At 72.9% G+C, this 15,155-nt stretch carries 11 protein-coding genes; 4 read left to right on the top strand and 7 right to left on the bottom strand.

Annotation, left to right across the window (positions count from 1 at the left end; genetic code table 11):
- Positions 1-71 precede the first annotated feature (71 nt).
- On the bottom strand, positions 72-1,475 hold the full coding sequence (locus I598_RS09855; RefSeq protein WP_418268492.1) for a sugar porter family MFS transporter: 1,404 nt from the start codon (positions 1,473-1,475) through the stop codon (positions 72-74).
- 236 nt (positions 1,476-1,711) lie between these two features.
- Between I598_RS09855 and I598_RS09850 the strand changes: the two genes are divergently transcribed.
- The 3 genes from I598_RS09850 (at position 1,712) to I598_RS09840 (ending at position 4,241) form a co-directional block, all read left to right on the top strand.
- Entirely contained in the window at positions 1,712-2,311 is a 600-nt protein-coding gene (locus tag I598_RS09850; protein ID WP_068202810.1) for a hypothetical protein, read from the top strand.
- Between the two features lie 299 nt (positions 2,312-2,610).
- Positions 2,611-3,231, top strand: a complete 621-nt coding sequence (locus tag I598_RS09845; protein ID WP_068202809.1) for a DUF47 domain-containing protein — start codon at positions 2,611-2,613, stop codon at positions 3,229-3,231.
- A gap of 2 nt (positions 3,232-3,233) precedes the next feature.
- The gene (locus I598_RS09840) at positions 3,234-4,241 is read left to right on the top strand and encodes an inorganic phosphate transporter (RefSeq protein ID WP_068202808.1); all 1,008 of its coding nucleotides are present in this window, start codon (positions 3,234-3,236) and stop codon (positions 4,239-4,241) included.
- Between the two features lie 4 nt (positions 4,242-4,245).
- On the opposite strand, the gene I598_RS09835 is transcribed toward I598_RS09840, so the two are convergent.
- The 3 genes from I598_RS09835 to mshD all read right to left on the bottom strand — a co-directional run bounded on the left by I598_RS09835 (position 4,246) and on the right by mshD (position 8,666).
- Positions 4,246-5,292, bottom strand: a complete 1,047-nt coding sequence (locus tag I598_RS09835; protein ID WP_083973136.1) for an NUDIX hydrolase — start codon at positions 5,290-5,292, stop codon at positions 4,246-4,248.
- Between the two features lie 8 nt (positions 5,293-5,300).
- On the bottom strand, positions 5,301-7,532 hold the full coding sequence (locus I598_RS09830; protein WP_068205182.1) for an RNA degradosome polyphosphate kinase: 2,232 nt from the start codon (positions 7,530-7,532) through the stop codon (positions 5,301-5,303).
- 180 nt (positions 7,533-7,712) lie between these two features.
- The gene (mshD, locus tag I598_RS09825) at positions 7,713-8,666 is read right to left on the bottom strand and encodes a mycothiol synthase (protein ID WP_068202807.1); all 954 of its coding nucleotides are present in this window, start codon (positions 8,664-8,666) and stop codon (positions 7,713-7,715) included.
- A 79-nt stretch (positions 8,667-8,745) separates the two neighbouring features.
- On the opposite strand from mshD, the gene I598_RS09820 reads away from it, so the two are divergent.
- Entirely contained in the window at positions 8,746-9,597 is an 852-nt protein-coding gene (locus I598_RS09820) for an AraC family transcriptional regulator (protein ID WP_083973132.1), read from the top strand.
- A gap of 165 nt (positions 9,598-9,762) precedes the next feature.
- On the opposite strand, the gene I598_RS09815 is transcribed toward I598_RS09820, so the two are convergent.
- From I598_RS09815 to I598_RS09805, 3 genes are all read right to left on the bottom strand, one after another.
- A complete protein-coding gene (locus I598_RS09815; protein ID WP_083973130.1) occupies positions 9,763-11,190 on the bottom strand; it encodes a cellulase family glycosylhydrolase in 1,428 nt (475 codons plus the stop codon).
- Positions 11,191-11,762: 572 nt separating this feature from the next.
- Positions 11,763-13,766, bottom strand: coding sequence for an acetate--CoA ligase (gene acs, locus I598_RS09810; RefSeq protein WP_068202805.1), 2,004 nt, complete (start codon positions 13,764-13,766; stop codon positions 11,763-11,765).
- 428 nt (positions 13,767-14,194) lie between these two features.
- Positions 14,195-15,031 (bottom strand): HAD family hydrolase, encoded by an 837-nt coding sequence (locus I598_RS09805; RefSeq protein WP_083973128.1) that lies wholly within the window; start codon positions 15,029-15,031, stop codon positions 14,195-14,197.
- Positions 15,032-15,155: the final 124 nt, after the last annotated feature.

Below are 15,155 nucleotides of genomic sequence, written 5' to 3'. Positions count from 1 at the left end.
CATTCCCGTGCACGCAGAACGGCGGCCGCCCCCTCAGGAGGCGGCCGCCGTCGTGCGCGGGCGTGCGGGCGTCAGCGGTGCCGCACGTCCTCCGTCATGTCCTCCAGCTCCTTGCCCTTCGTCTCGTCCACCTTCCACAGGACGAAGAAGAACGACAGCGCCGCGAACGTCCCGTACAGGCCGTACGGCACCGCCGGGCCCAGGTTCGAGAGCATCGGCGGGAACGTCAGCGTGATCGTGAAGTTCGCGATCCAGTTCACCGCCGCCGCCAGGCCCAGCGCCGCGGCCCGGATGCGGTTCGGGAACATCTCGCCGAGCATCACCCACATCAGCGGGCCCCACGTCGCGCCGAAGAACACCACGAACGCGTTCGCACCGATCAGCGCGATCGTCGCCCACGGGTCGCCCAGCGACAGGGTCGACTCGCCCGTCGCGGCGTCCACCGTCGTGGTGCCCTGCGTGAACACCGCCGCCATCGCCAGCAGCGACACGGCCATGCCCGCCGAACCGATGAGCAGCAGCGGGCGGCGGCCCACCTTGTCGATCAGCGCGATCGCGATGAACGTCACCGCGATGTTCGTCACCGCCGTGATCGTCGAGACCAGGAACGCCTGCGACTCGTCGAAGCCGACCGCCTGCCACAGCGTCGTCGAGTAGTAGAAGATCACGTTGATGCCGACGAACTGCTGGAACACCGCCAGCAGGATGCCCACCCAGACGATCGACTTCAGGCCGAGGAACCCGTTGCCCCGCAGCGAACCCTGCTCGGCGTTCTTCTCGTCCATCGCGATCGAGCGCTGGATGTCGTCGATCCGGTCGCCCACGTTCTCCTCGGGCCCCAGCACCGAGTCGAGGACGGAACGGGCCTCGTCCACCCGGCCGCGGGCCACCAGGAACCGCGGCGACTCCGGCATCCGGAGCGCCAGCACCCCGTACACGATCGCCGGGACCACCCCGACCATGAACATCCACCGCCAGGCCTCCCAGCCCAGCCAGAGCTCGTTCGCGGCACCGCCCGCGGCCTCCGCCAGGAGCTGGTCGCTGAGCAGCGCCGCGAAGATACCGACCGTGATGGCGAGCTGCTGCATCGACCCGAGCGTCCCGCGGATCGTCGCCGGGGCGATCTCCGCGATGTACGCCGGCGCGATGACCGACGCGATGCCGATGCCGACACCCGCCATGAACCGCCAGATCGACAGGTCCAGTGCCGACCAGGCGATCGCCGACAGGATCGACGACACCAGGAACAACCCGGAGCCCAGGACCATGATGCGGATGCGGCCCCACCGGTCGGCCAGGCGACCGGCACCCCAGGCGCCCAGGGCGCACCCGAGCAGGGCGACGGCCACCACGAGCCCCGTCACGGAGGAGTCGAGCTCGAACTGACCCTCGATCGCCTCGACCGCTCCGTTGATCACCGAGGAGTCGAAGCCGAACAGGAAGCCACCCACCGCCGCCGAGATGGCCAGCCCCATCGCCTTGCGGTGGGCCCCGCGGGCATCTGTGCCGGCGGGAACAGGATCCGACATGTCGTCACTCCTCGAGGATCAGGGACATCGACCGGTCAGGCCGACTCCAGCCGATGCTAGGTCGGTCCTCGCAGGTCGGCACGGTGGACGGCCTCCCGTCCACGGCACGGGCCGGCATGGCCCGGTCGGGCGCCTGCGACACTGGAGGGGTGACGTCCGCACCACGGTTCCGCCGCCCCGCCATGCTCGACCCGCGGGACGCCGACGAGCTGCCGGGCGACCTCGACCCGGCCCGCCGGGACGAGGTCGCGCACACCACCGCGCGCGCCGTCGTCCATCGCGCCCGGGCCGCCGAGGACCCCGAGGTCGTGGCGCGCCTGGTGCGGCTCGTGGAGGACGAAGGCCTCGACGTCGTCGCCGGGCTGTGGGCCGACGCCGCCCCCGCCACCCTGCCCGGGGCGCTCTGGCGCCTCTACGCGCTGCGGGAGTGGGTGCGTCGCGATCCGCGCACCGTCGGGCTGCGGTACCGGCTCGGCGTCGACGTCGCCCCCGTCGCCGAGGTCGTCGCCGGCGTGCCCCGGCCGCCGTCGCCCGACGACCTGCGGGCGCTCGCCGACACCGTCCTGTCCGGGGTGTTCGCCGGCGACCTGGCCGTCGCGCTGGAGCGGGCCGCCGCCTTCTGCCGCATCCTCGCGGCGGGCGCCGCCTACGACGCCGACGCCCGTGAGGTCGCCGACCCCGACGGCGCCGCCCGCATGACGCGCGGCGCGGCGGACCTGGTCGGCACGGCGGGGGAGCTGGAGCACGCGGCGGCACTGTGGCGCGCCGGGTCCCTCGACTGAGCCGGAGGCGCAGCAGAGGGTGAGGATCGACACGTGGGTCGGGGGAGCGTGGCACTTGTCCCCGGGGGCGGTGTGGTGCTTACGATGCGGGTGCGACGTCGGACCGCGGTTGCCCCGGGCTCCATCTTCAGCCGCTACGAGCGGCCACGCGCCGAGAGGCGCTTCCCGGTCCGGCGTCGCGCTTCTCTCCTCGAGGACGGCCCGTGGCCACGCCGTCCCGCCTGCGCGGATTTAGCGCAGCGTCGCGCCGGGACCTACCCTGTGACTGATCGTGCGTCCTTCGCCTCCGGGAGCCCTCCGTGCGCCTGCGCCTCACCCCGCGTGACACCACCTACTTCGACCTCCTGGCAGAGATCGCCCGCCACACCGTCACCGGCGCCTCGCTCCTCGCGGAGCTGCTGGGGTCCTCGCGGCTCGACCGGCACGCCATCGCAGAACGGCTCTCCGAGGCCGAGCACGCCGCCGACGACGCCACCCACTCGATCATGCGGCGCCTCAACCAGACGTTCGTGACCCCGCTGGACCGTGACGACATCTACGGGCTCGCGTCCGCCCTGGACGACTGCATGGACGCGATGGACGAGGCCGGGCACCTCATCGTGCTGTACAAGATCGAAGAGCTCCCGATGCTCGTGTCGGAGCAGGTCCAGGTGCTGCAGCGCTGCGCCGAGCTGACGGCCGACGCGATGCCGCGCCTGCGCAACCTCGACCAGCTCCCCGAGTACTGCGTGGAGATCAACCGCCTGGAGAACCAGGGCGACACGCTGCACCGCACGCTGCTCGGCGAGATGTTCGACCGGGCGACCGACCCGATCGCCCTCATCAAGCTCAAGGAGGTCGTCGACGTCCTCGAGGAGGCGACCGACGCGTTCGAGCGGGTGGCGAACATGGTCGAGACCATCGCCCTCAAGGAGTCCTGAGCGTGGAGCTCGCCCTCGTCGGCGTCATCGTGGCGCTGGCGCTCGGCTTCGCCTACACGAACGGCTTCCACGACGCCGCGAACGCCGTCGCGACGTCGATCTCCACGCACGCGCTGACGCCCCGGATCGCGGTGGGCATGGCCGCGGTGATGAACTTCGTGGGGGCGCTCCTCGGGACGGAGGTCGCCGAGACGATCGCGACGTCCATCGTCGACCTCGACGGCGCCTCCGTGCACCAGTCCCTCCTCGTGCTGATCAGCGCCCTGGTCGGCGCCACGGCGTGGAACGTGCTGGCCTGGTGGTTCGGCATGCCGACGTCCTCCACGCACGCGCTCATCGGCGGGCTGGTCGGTGCGGGACTGGCCGGCGGGATGGCGGTGTACGGCACGGAGATCGTCGACAAGGTGGTCCTGCCCACCCTGATCTCCCCGGTCGTGGGCTTCATCGGCGCGTACGCCATGATGGTCGGCGTCATGTGGCTGTTCCGGAATCGGCCGTACGCGCGCGTGAACCGCCGGTTCCGGGTCGCCCAGACGGCGTCGGCGGCCGCGATGGCGCTCGGGCACGGGCTCCAGGCCGCGCAGAAGACGATGGGCGTCATCTGGCTCGCGCTCCTCACCGTCGGCACGGTGGCGCCGGGCGCGGGGATCCCGCTGTGGGTCAAGGTGTCGGCGGCGACCGCGATGGGCGTCGGCACGTACGTCGGCGGCTGGCGGATCATGCGGACCCTCGGGCGGCGCATCATCGAGCTCGACCCGGCGCGCGGGTTCGTCGCGGAGACCGTCGCGTCGCTGCTGCTCTACGTCAACGCCCTCGTCCTGCACGCACCCGTCTCGACGACCCACATCATCACGTCGGCCATCACGGGCGTCGGCGCCACCCGGCGGCTGTCCGCCGTGCGGTGGGGCGTCGCCCGCGACATCGCGGTCTTCTGGCTCCTCACCGCTCCCGTGGCCGCCCTGTTCGCGGCCGTCGTCACGTGGATCGTGCTGCCGGTCCTCGGTCCCTGACCCGTCACCAGACGGGCGGCGACACCCGTTCGGCGGCCACCACGCGCGGCCCCTTCGACGTCGTCGCGACGTGCGCGACCAGCACCTCGCCGGGCTCCAGGTAGGGGTCGCGCCGTGGCAGCACGGACGCGACCGCCCGCCGGGAGTGCTGCCCCAGCACGTCGAGGACCGTCGGGAGCACGGGCCGGTGGGTGCACAGCACGGCCGGGCGCGGCAGGTCCAGCAGGTCGCGCACCGCGGCGGCCACCCGCGCCGGCGACCGCTCGTGCTGGGCCTCGCCGAGGGAGTCGCTGTACTCCGGCCGCAGGCCCGCCGCCCGGACGTACGGGTCCATCGTCGTCGCGCACCGCTCCCACCGGCTGGACACCACCGTGCTGACGCCGTAGGCGGCGAGCACCGGCACCAGCGCGGACGCCTGCGCGTGCCCCACCGGCGTGAGGGGCCGCTCCTGCTCCTCGCCGTGCCAGACCGGCCGCGGCACCGCCCGGCCGTGCCGCACGATCACCAGCGCCCGGGTGTCGAGCCGATGGTCGGCGTGCGCCTCGCGGAGCTCGTCCAGCGGGCCCCGGTCCGAGCCGCGCGTCAGCCGCTCGGCCGCCTCGTCGACGTCGAGCCACTCCGTGCGGTCGATCTCCCGCTTGTTCACGGGCGCCACGGGTGCCCGCGCCGCCAGCGCCCGGGCGTCCGCCTCCGGCGCCGCCCGCCGCGCCGCCCAGTAGTGCACCCGCTTCACCCGCCCCTCGGGCGTCAGGTACTGCAGGCCCGGCAGCGGCACCCCGACGACGATCGGCTTGCCGGTCTCCTCGGTCACCTCGCGCACCGCGGTGGTCGGCAGGGACTCGCCGTCCTCGTGCTTGCCCTTCGGCCACGACCAGTCGTCGTAGCGGGGCCGGTGCACCAGCTGGACCTGCAACCGTCCGTGCCGCAGCCGCCACACCAGCGCGCCCGCCGTCTCGATGACGGGGGCGTGCGGCACCGACGTCGCGCCGAAGGGGTCCACGAACGGCGTGGAGGTCAGCAGGGGCCGCGCCGCCCAGGGCAGAGAGCTCATCGGCGCCGTCAGGACCGGGACGGACGCCGACGATGACGGTCCACGAGGACCGCCTGCAGGTCACGCGTCGGCTCGCCGTCGGGATCGGTCACCTGGCGTTCCCAGCCGCCGTCGGGCCCGAGGTGCCACGACGCGGTGCGGGGCGACACCGACTCGTTCATCAGCTCGAGCAGCTCGAGGATCTGCCCCTGGTCGGTGATGCGGACCAGGGCCTCCACGCGGCGGTCGAGGTTGCGGTGCATGAGGTCCGCCGACCCGACGAACACCTCCGGGCCGGCTTCCGGCCCCTCGCCGATCTGCGGGCCCGCGGAGTTCGCGAACGCGAAGATCCGGGAGTGCTCCAGGAACCTCCCGAGGATCGACCGGACGCGGATGTTCTCGCTCAGGCCCGGCACGCCGGGCCGCACCGCGCAGATGCCGCGCACGATCAGGTCGACCTTCACGCCCGCCTGCGACGCCCGGTAGAGGGCGTCGATCGTCGCCTCGTCCACGGCCGAGTTGACCTTGATCTTCACCCACGCGTCGTGCCCCGCCCGGGCGGCCGCCGCCTCCCGGTCGATGCGCTCGATGAGACCGCTGCGCACGGTGCGCGGCGCCACGAGCAGGCGGTGGAACCGGGAGCGCGGCGCGTACCCGGAGAGCTGGTTGAACAGGCGGGTGAGGTCCTGCCCGACGTCCGGGTCGCAGGTGAGCAGGCCGTGGTCGGTGTACAGCCGGGCGGTCTTCGGGTGGTAGTTGCCGGTCCCGACGTGGCAGTAGCGGCGCAGGCCGTCCGACTCCTGGCGCACCACGAGGGACAGCTTGCAGTGCGTCTTGAGGCCGACGATGCCGTACACGACGTGCACGCCCGCCTCCTCCAGCTTGCGCGCCCAGGAGATGTTCGCCTGCTCGTCGAACCGCGCCTTGATCTCCACCAGCGCGAGGACCTGCTTGCCCGCCTCGGCGGCGTCGATGAGGGCGTCCACGATGGGGGAGTCGCCCGACGTGCGGTACAGGGTCTGCTTGATCGCCAGGACCTTCGGGTCGGCGGCGGCCTGCTCCAGGAACGTCTGCACCGACGTCGAGAACGAGTCGTACGGGTGGTGCAGCAGGACGTCCCGCTCCCGGATCGACTGGAACACGTTGCCCGGCATCGCGGACTCCACCTCGGCGAGCTGGCGGTGCGTCGTCGGGATGAAGCGCGGGTAGTGCAGGTCCGCCCGGTCGATGTCGGCGATGACGTTGAGGCCGGTGAGGTCCAGCGGGGCCGGGAGCTCGTACACCTCCTCCTCGACCACGCCGAGCTCACGGATCAGCAGCTCGCGGATGCGCGGCGAGATGCCCTCCGCCAGCTCCAGACGGACCGGAGGGCCGAACCGGCGGCGCAGCAGCTCCTTCTCCATCGCCTGGAGCAGGTTCTCGGCGTCGTCCTCCTCCACCTCCACGTCCTCGTTGCGGGTCACGCGGAACGTGTGGTGCTCGCGCACCTCCATGCCGGGGAACAGGTGGTCGAGGTGGTGGGCGATGACCTCCTCCAGCGGCACGAACGACGTCTGCGTGCCGCCGCCCTGCGTCGGCGTCGGCGCGCTCGGCCGGCCCCGGTCGTCCACCGCGATGAACCGGGGCAGCAGCGGCGGCACCTTGACCCGCGCGAAGTGCTCCTTGCCCGTGACCGGGTTCGCCACGACGACCGCGAGGTTCAACGACAGCCCCGAGATGTACGGGAACGGGTGCGCCGGGTCCACCGCCAGCGGCGTCAGGACGGGGAAGATCTGCTTGCGGAAGAACTTGTGGAGCCGGATCTGCTCCTTCTCCGCGAGGTCCTCCCAGTGCAGGATCGTGATGTTCTCGTCCGCGAGCACCGGCTGCACCTGGTCGCGGAACACGTCCGCGTGGCGGCGCATCAGCCGGTGCGCGCCCGCGCCGATGGCCTCCAGCACCTCGCGGGGCGAGAGCCCCGACGCCGCGGTCACCGCGATGCCCGTCGCGATGCGTCGCTTCAGGCCCGCGACCCGCACCATGAAGAACTCGTCCAGGTTCGACGCGAAGATCGCCAGGAACCGCACCCGCTCCAGCAGCGGCAGCGTCGGGTCCTCCGCGAGCTCCAGCACCCGCTCGTTGAACGCCAGCCAGCTCAGCTCCCGGTCCGCGAACCGGTCCGCGGGCAGCGGCGCCAGCTCGGCCGGCACCACCACGGCCGGAGGGTCCGCGGGCTCCTCGGCGATGTGCTCGGCGATGTGGGCGGCGAGCTGGGGGTCCATGCGGCGGGGGCCTGCCTTCGCGGTGGTGCGGGTGTCTGTCGGTGCGGAGGTGGCGGCGGGCACGAACCGCCCGCGGGCGTCACGCTGCCGCGCGGTTCGCGAGGTGGACGCAGTCATGGACACATCGTGGCACCTTCGCGTGAACGGCGGGTGTCGAGGCGCACATCCGCGCGCCGGCGGTCAGGCCGGGGCGTACTGCACGTCCACCGCGGCGGTCGTGAACCCGAGACGGTCGTAGGTGCGGCGCGCGGCCGTGTTGTCCCCGTCGACGTACAGCACGGCGCGGTCGCAGCCCGCCCGGGCCAGGTGCGCGAGACCCGCGGCCGTCAGCGCCGTGCCCAGGCCCCGGCCCCGGGCGTCCGGCGCGGTGCCGACGGCGTAGATCTCCCCGTCGACCTCCCCGCCCGGCGTCTCCGGCTGGCCCGTCGCGACCTTCGTCCACACCGACCCGACCAGTGCGCCGTCCGGGCCCTCCAGCAGCAGGAACCCGGCCGGGTCGAACCAGGGCTCGGCGATGCGGTCGTGCAGGTCCGCCACCGTCAGGCGGCCCTGCTCCGGGTGACCGGCGAACGCCGCCGCGTTGAGAGCCACCCACGCGTCGTCGTCCTGCCCCGGCCGGAACGGGCGCAGCGCGTGGCCGCTGGGCAGGTCGGGCTCGGGCAGGTCGTCGGCCTCGCCCAGCGGACGGGCGAGGAACAGCAGCTCGCGGACCGCGTGCAGGTCCCGCGCCGCCGCGAACTCTTGCGCCGGGCCGAGGTCGCCGTGCGCCCAGACCCGCAGCGGCTTGCCCCGCTGCCCCGGCGCCCCCGACCGGTCCGGGAGCCGGGCGTCCCGCTGCGCCGTGCGCAGCAGCAGCGACCCGATGCCGCCCCGCCGGGCCTGCGGGTGGACCACCATCTCCGCGCTCGCCACGTCGCCCGAGCGGTCCACCTGCAGGTAGCCGACCGTGCCGCCGCCCGTGCTCCGCACCACCACGTGCGTGGTCGAGGCGTCGTCGACGCCCAGCCGCAGCAGCGGCTGCTCGGACAGCGGCGCGACGCCGTCGTGGCGTGCGGCGTCGTCGGCGAGGGCGCGCACGGCGTCCTGCGCGGCGGGGGTCAGCGGGCCGATCTCGATCGGGACGGGGAGGCGCACCCCCCTATCCTGCCTCCTCCGGGCGGCCCCGCCCGCGCTCGCGGCTCGGGCCCGCCCGGCGGTGGTAGCGTCACGCGTCATGGCGATCGTGGCACCGGGCACCGCGCCGCAAGCCGGCACGGCGCGGCGGTCGGGTGCGACCGGCCCGACCGGCTCCGGCGCGCGGCGGACCGGGAGCGCGGCGGCGAGCCTGTGGCCGGAGGCCGAGCGGCTCCTCGACGCCCTCTCCCCGGAGCTGGTGCTCCTGCTCGACGACCTCTCGGCCACCATGTTCTGCGCCAAGGACGTCACGGGTCGGTACGCGCTGGTCAACCGCACCTTCGTCGACCGGGCCGACCGCCGGTCCCCGCGCGAGGTCGTCGGCCGCACCTCCGCCGAGCTGTTCGCCCCCGAGCTCGCGGAGCGCTACGACGAGCAGGACGGCTACGTGCTGCGCGAGGGCTGGCCGCTGCGCAACGAGCTCGAGCTCATCCGCAACCTCCGGGGCGAGCCCGGCTGGTACCTGACGACCAAGATCCCCGTGCGGCGCGACGGCGAGGTCGTCGGCCTGGTGTCCACCTCGCGCGACCTGCGCACCGGGGACGTCGACGACCAGGTCATCGGGTCCCTGACCCGGGTCGTCCAGCTCGTCGACGAGCGCCTCGACGAGCGGCTCGGCCTCGCCGACCTCGCGAGCGCGGCGGGCTGCACCGCCGGCGTCCTGGAGCGGCGGATGCGGCGCGTCTTCGCGCTGTCGCCCAAGCAGTTCCTCCTGCGCGCCCGCGTCGACCGGGCGATCTCCCTGCTCACCGGGTCCGACCTGAGGCTCGCCGAGGTCGCCGTCCGCTCCGGGTTCTACGACCAGCCGTCGTTCACCCGCACGTTCGTGCGTCTCACCGGCGAGACGCCGGCGGTGTACCGGCGCAAGAGCACGGTCGTCGACGCCGGCTGAGCCGTCCCCGACGCCCCGCCAGAGGCTGCCCGCCGACGACCCGTCCGTCCCCGTCACGACCACCGGCGACCCGTGATCGAGCGCCACGACGTTCGTCGGGGACGACGCGACGCCGGCCGCCCTGCCAGGGCGACCGGCGTCGTCGCGCTCGGGTGCGAGGGAGCGTCAGTCGGCCACGCAGGTCACTGCCGGGGCCGACGACGGCGCGGTGCCGGTGGCGATGAACCCCGCAGTGGTGCTGCCGTCCGCCGCGAGCGAGCCGTTCCACGCCGCGTTGGTCACGTGGACGCCGCTCGCGTCGGTCGTGTGCACGCCGCCCCACAGGTTGTTCACCGTCGAACCGGGCACGGTGAAGGAGGCCTCCCAGCCGGTGATCGCGGCGTCGCCCGCGGTGACGGTGAGCTCGCCCTGCCAGCCGCCGGGCCACGAGCCCGCGACCCGCAGCGTCGCGGTGCACGCGTCGTCCGCCGGCTCCTCCGTCGGTTCTTCGGTGGGTTCTTCGGTCGGTTCCTCGGTCGGCTCGCCACCGCCGCCGAACCACGCGGCCTCCACCGCGGTGGCCTTCAGGCCCTGCGGCCCGTCGACGATGCGGGTGCCCCAGGCGCTCGGCGTCGCGGGGTCGAAGCTCAGCACCATGTCGAGGTACGGGTCGGTGTTGCCGCTCCACGACCAGGCCAGCCAGCCGAGGTCCAGCCGCTCCGCCTCGGACAGCACGACGTCCTCGTCGACGTCGGCGGGGGTCTGCTGCCACCCGAACTCGCCGACGATGATCGGCAGCCCGTTGTCCACGAAGAACTCGAGGTAGTCGGTGATCGTCTGCGGCTGGTTGTACACGCTGTACATGTGGATGGAGAACACCGTGTTCGCGTCCGGGTCGGCGGCGAACACCCCGGCCGCTGCCGGGCGCATGTAGTTCTTCCAGTCCTGGCCCCAGTTGGGCGCGTCCACGACCAGCGCGTGCTCGTACCCGATGGAACGCATCCGCTGGATCGCCGCGGACGTCTCCGCCGCCCACGTCTCGTTCGTCGCGTCGTCGTTGCCCATCGGCTCGTTGCCGATGTTCACCATGACGAAGTCCTCCTTCCCGGCGAGCGTCGGGTAGAGGTCCTCCCAGTAGTCCACGGCCTGGTCGAGCGTCGCCGCGTCCGGGGCGTACTGGTCGCCGTAGCCGGTGGTGTCGTGCACCTCCAGCACGCAGACCAGCCGGTTCTCCTCGCACAGGTCGACGACGTTCGCGACGTCCTCCGGCGAGTTGCGCGTCCACTGGTCACCGCTGGACAGCACCACCCGCACCGAGTTCGCACCCGCCTCCTTGATGTCGGCGAAGGAGTCGGTCGTGTGCGTGTACCAGGTGTGCGCGTGGTTGACGCCGCGCAGCACCAGGTCCGTGCCGTCGGCCTCGACGATCCGGCCGTCGGACACGTGGATGCCCGGAGGCGTGTCCGCCTGGGCGGGCGGTGCGGCGGCGACGTACGCCGCGGCGGCGGCCGCGAGCAGCGTCGCCGCGGTGACGGCGGCGGTCGCCGCCGTCGCCCGCGAGCGCCGGGCCGCGACGTCGGCCACGGGGCCCGGTCGGGAGGGTGAGGGTGACATCGTCGGACGTCCTTGTCTGTCGGTGGGACCGTTCGTCTGCCACCCTCTCCGCTCGTCGGCGCGCGCGGACCGACCGAAACGATTCAGTCCCCGCTCGACCGCACCGTACGGGACCTCTCGAGGCACGCCCGCCGACGAAGTGTGCGCTGACTCGCGCCGGTCTGCGCTGACTCGCGAGTCAGCGCAGGTTCCGCCGAGTCAGCACGGATCTCCGCGAGTCAGCGCACGGGCGGTGTGACCTGCCCCGAACGGTGGCGGATGGCAACCCCACGTCGACCTTCCTCACGCATCACCGTGCGATGCGGGAGGATTCGCGTCGTCGGACTTCTCGGCGCTGCACGTTCTTCCGAATCAGCACCCGACGCCTGAGAAGGTGCAGCATCGACGAGGAGCTGCTCGCGGGCTCGCTCCGGTCGGTCCTCGGGTTGTCCGGTCGGACTGACCTGCACTCGCGAGCTCGCTCCGGTCGGTCCTCGGGTTGTCCGGTCGGACTGACCTGCACTCGCGAGCTCGCTCCGGTCAGTCCTCGGGTTGTCTGGTCGGCCTGACCTGCACTCGCGAGCTCGCTCCGGTCAGTCCTCCGACTTCCCGCCCGTCTGGAGGCCCGCCGAGATGAGGTCCATCACCGACGAGTCGGCCAGCGTGGTGGCGTCACCGACGGTGCGGTTCTCGGCGACGTCCCGCAGGAGGCGGCGCATGATCTTGCCGGAGCGGGTCTTGGGCAGCTCGGGCACGACGAGGACGCGGCGCGGCTTGGCGATGGGGCCGATCTCCTTGGCGACGTGGGCGCGCAGCAGCTCGGACACCTCCGCCGACCCCTCGGGGGTCTCGGCCTTCGCGGCGTGCCCGCCCCGGAGGATGACGAACGCGACGACGGCCTGCCCGGTCGTCTCGTCGGCGGCCCCGACGACGGCGGCCTCCGCGACCATCTCGTGGGAGACGAGCGCGGACTCGATCTCCGTCGTCGAGAGGCGGTGCCCGGACACGTTCATGACGTCGTCGACGCGGCCCAGCAGCCAGATGTCGCCGTCGTCGTCCTTCTTGGCGCCGTCGCCGGCAAAGTAGATGCCGGGGAACCGCGACCAGTAGGTGTCCTTGAAGCGCTCGAGGTCGCCCCAGATGCCGCGCAGCATCGACGGCCACGGCTCCGACAGCACGAGGTAGCCGCCGCCGCCGTCCGGCACGGGGTGCGCCTCGTCGTCGACGACGTCCGCGGCGATGCCGGGCAGCGCGACCTGCGCGGAGCCGGGCTTGGTGGCGGTGACGCCGGGCAGCGGGCTGATCATGATGGCGCCGGTCTCGGTCTGCCACCAGGTGTCGACGATGGGGGTGCGGTCACCGCCGATGACGCGGCGGTACCACATCCACGCCTCGGGGTTGATGGGTTCGCCCACCGAGCCGAGGACGCGCAGGGACGACAGGTCGAACCCGCCGGGGATGTCGTCACCCCACTTCATGCAGGTGCGGATCGCGGTGGGGGCGGTGTAGAGGATCGACACCTTGTACTTCTCGACGAGCTCCCACCAGCGGCCGCGGTGCGGGGTGTCGGGGGTGCCCTCGTAGATCACCTGCGTGGCGCCGTTGAGCAGCGGGCCGTAGACGACGTACGAGTGGCCGGTGACCCAGCCGATGTCGGCGGTGCACCAGTAGACGTCGGTCTCCGCCTTGAGGTCGAACACGTTCTTGTGCGTGAACGACGTCTGGGTGAGGTAGCCGCCGGTGGTGTGCAGGATGCCCTTCGGCTTCCCGGTGGTGCCGGAGGTGTAGAGGATGAACAGGGGGTGCTCGGCGTCGACCCACTCGGGCTCGTGGAACGTGTCCGCGGCGTCGACGGCGTCGTGCCACCAGACGTCGCGGCCCTCGGTCCAGCCGACGTCCTGCCCGGTGCGGCGCACGACGAGCACGTGCTTCACGGTGTCGGTGCCCTGGCCCTGGAGCGCCTCGTCGACGGCGGGCTTGAGGGCGCTGGGGGCGCCGCGCCGGAAGCCGCCGTCGGCGGTGATGACGAGGGAGGCCTCGGCGTCGGCGATGCGGCTGCGCAGCGCGTCGGCGGAGAACCCGCCGAACACGACGGAGTGGGGGGCGCCCAGGCGGGCGCAGGCGAGCATCGCGACGACGGACTCGACGAGCATCGGCAGGTAGATGACGACGCGGTCGCCCTTGCCGACGCCGAGGGCGGAGATCGCGTTGGCGGCGCGGGACACCTCGCGCTGCAGGTCCGCGTAGGTGACGGTGCGGGTGTCGCCGCCCTCGCCCTCGAAGTGGAGGGCGACGCGGTCGCCGAGGCCGGCCTCGACGTGCCGGTCGACGGCGTTGTAGGCGGCGTTGAGGGTGCCGTCGGCGAACCAGCGGGCGACGGGCGCGTCGGACCAGTCGAGGGTCTCGGTGAAGGGGGTTCGCCAGGTCACGAGCTCGCGCGCCTGGTCGGCCCAGAACGCGGGCCGGTCCGCGGCGGCCGTCTCGTAGAGGGACGCCTGGGCGTTCGCCAGGGCGGCGAACTCGGGAGCCGGGGGGAACGCCCGGGTCTCGTGGAGAAGGTTCTCGAGTCCGTGGCTGGTGGACTGGGTGTCGGTCACTGGTTCCTCCGCGTCGTCGCGTTCCGTGCGTCCGGCCTGCCGCTGGCCCGGCCGGCCTCCTGGCGAGTGTAGCGCCGGGGAGTGTCCCCGATCACACCCGCGCGACGATATCGTAAAGAGGCCTCACAAATCGACGGTGTCCAGCGACCGGCACGCGTGAAGGGTGGGAGGAGAGCCAGCACCGCGGCGGCGATCAGGCGTCTCGTCCAAGCCGCTGCGACAGGGCGAGGTCCGTCGTGGACTGCTCACCCCGGTCAGCGAGTCCTCTACGGGGACATTCATGACGTGGGTACCGCCGCGATGCTGTCGTCCCTCCATGACAGCCCTCGGCGCGGGCCGTCGCAACCCCGGGAGCCTGCCCCGGGCGACCTTCCACACCGTGTTCTAGCGGTGTTCGAAACGGCATCGGACGGTGCCGGACACCCCGGTCATTCCCGGCGGCGCCGTGCGGCCCGCCACACCAGCCAGCCGGCGACGGCGCCGACGACGAGCACCGAGACGGCGACCGTCGGCACCGGGCGCAGCCGCGGTCGCAGCGCCACGGGACGGCTGAAGGCCAGGACGCCCCAGCCGTTCTCGACCGCGAGCCGGCGCAGCGCACGATCGGGGTTCACGGCGAACCCGTGCCCGACGGCGGCGAGCATCGGCGCGTCCGTCATCGAGTCGGAGTAGGCGTAGCAGAGATCGAGGTCGTACCCGCGGGCCGCCGCGATCTCCCGCATCGCGGACGCCTTGTTCTCGCCGTACGCGTAGAAGTCGATCTGCCCCGTGAAGCGGCCGTCCACGACCTCCATGCGCGTCGCGACCACGTGGTCCGCGCCGAGCATCGCGGCGATCGGCTCGACCAGCTCGGTGCCCGACGCCGACACCACGACCACGTCGTGCCCCTGCGCGTGGTGCTGGGCGATGAGCTCGACCGCCTCGGCGTACACGACGGGGTCGATGTGCTCGTGGAGGGTCTCGGTGACGATCCGGCGGACCTGCGCGGAGTCCCAGCCGGTCGAGAGCTCGGACAGGTGCTGGCGCATCCGTTCGGTCTGGGCGGCGTCGGCCGAGCCGACGTGGAACAGGAAGTGCGCGTACGCGCTGCGCAGCACGTCGCCGCGGGTGATGAGCCCGCCGGCGAAGAACGGCTTGGAGAACGCGGCCGCCGAGCTCGTCGCGATGATCGTCTTGTCCAGGTCGAAGAACGCCGCGACCCGTCGACCGGCACGGCTCGGCACGGCACCCGGCGGCGGCGACGGATCCTGGGGCGAGACGCTCACAGGGGGAGCCTAACGGGCCGCTTGACCAGCAGGTCCCCGGTCGGCGTGCGGTGCGTCGGCCCGCGTCGGCCCGTCCCCAGCGCCGCGGCGTCCACAGACCCGCCGCCGGTCCCGGCGGCGGGCC

The sequence above is a fragment of the Isoptericola dokdonensis DS-3 genome, from assembly GCF_001636295.1.
Taxonomy (GTDB): Bacteria; Actinomycetota; Actinomycetes; order Actinomycetales; family Cellulomonadaceae; genus Isoptericola; species Isoptericola dokdonensis.
Note: the sequence above shows the minus strand (reverse complement) of the source record. Positions and strands in the feature narration are given on the sequence as shown.

Coding starts and splice junctions, on each gene's coding strand:
- I598_RS09855 (WP_418268492.1), bottom strand. CDS start 1,475: ATGGGGCTGGCCATCTCGGCGGCGGTGGGTGGCTTCCTGTTCGGCTTC.
- I598_RS09850 (WP_068202810.1), top strand. CDS start 1,712: ATGCTCGACCCGCGGGACGCCGACGAGCTGCCGGGCGACCTCGACCCG.
- I598_RS09835 (WP_083973136.1), bottom strand. CDS start 5,292: ATGAGCTCTCTGCCCTGGGCGGCGCGGCCCCTGCTGACCTCCACGCCG.
- I598_RS09830 (WP_068205182.1), bottom strand. CDS start 7,532: ATGGACCCCCAGCTCGCCGCCCACATCGCCGAGCACATCGCCGAGGAG.
- I598_RS09820 (WP_083973132.1), top strand. CDS start 8,746: ATGGCGATCGTGGCACCGGGCACCGCGCCGCAAGCCGGCACGGCGCGG.
- I598_RS09815 (WP_083973130.1), bottom strand. CDS start 11,190: ATGTCACCCTCACCCTCCCGACCGGGCCCCGTGGCCGACGTCGCGGCC.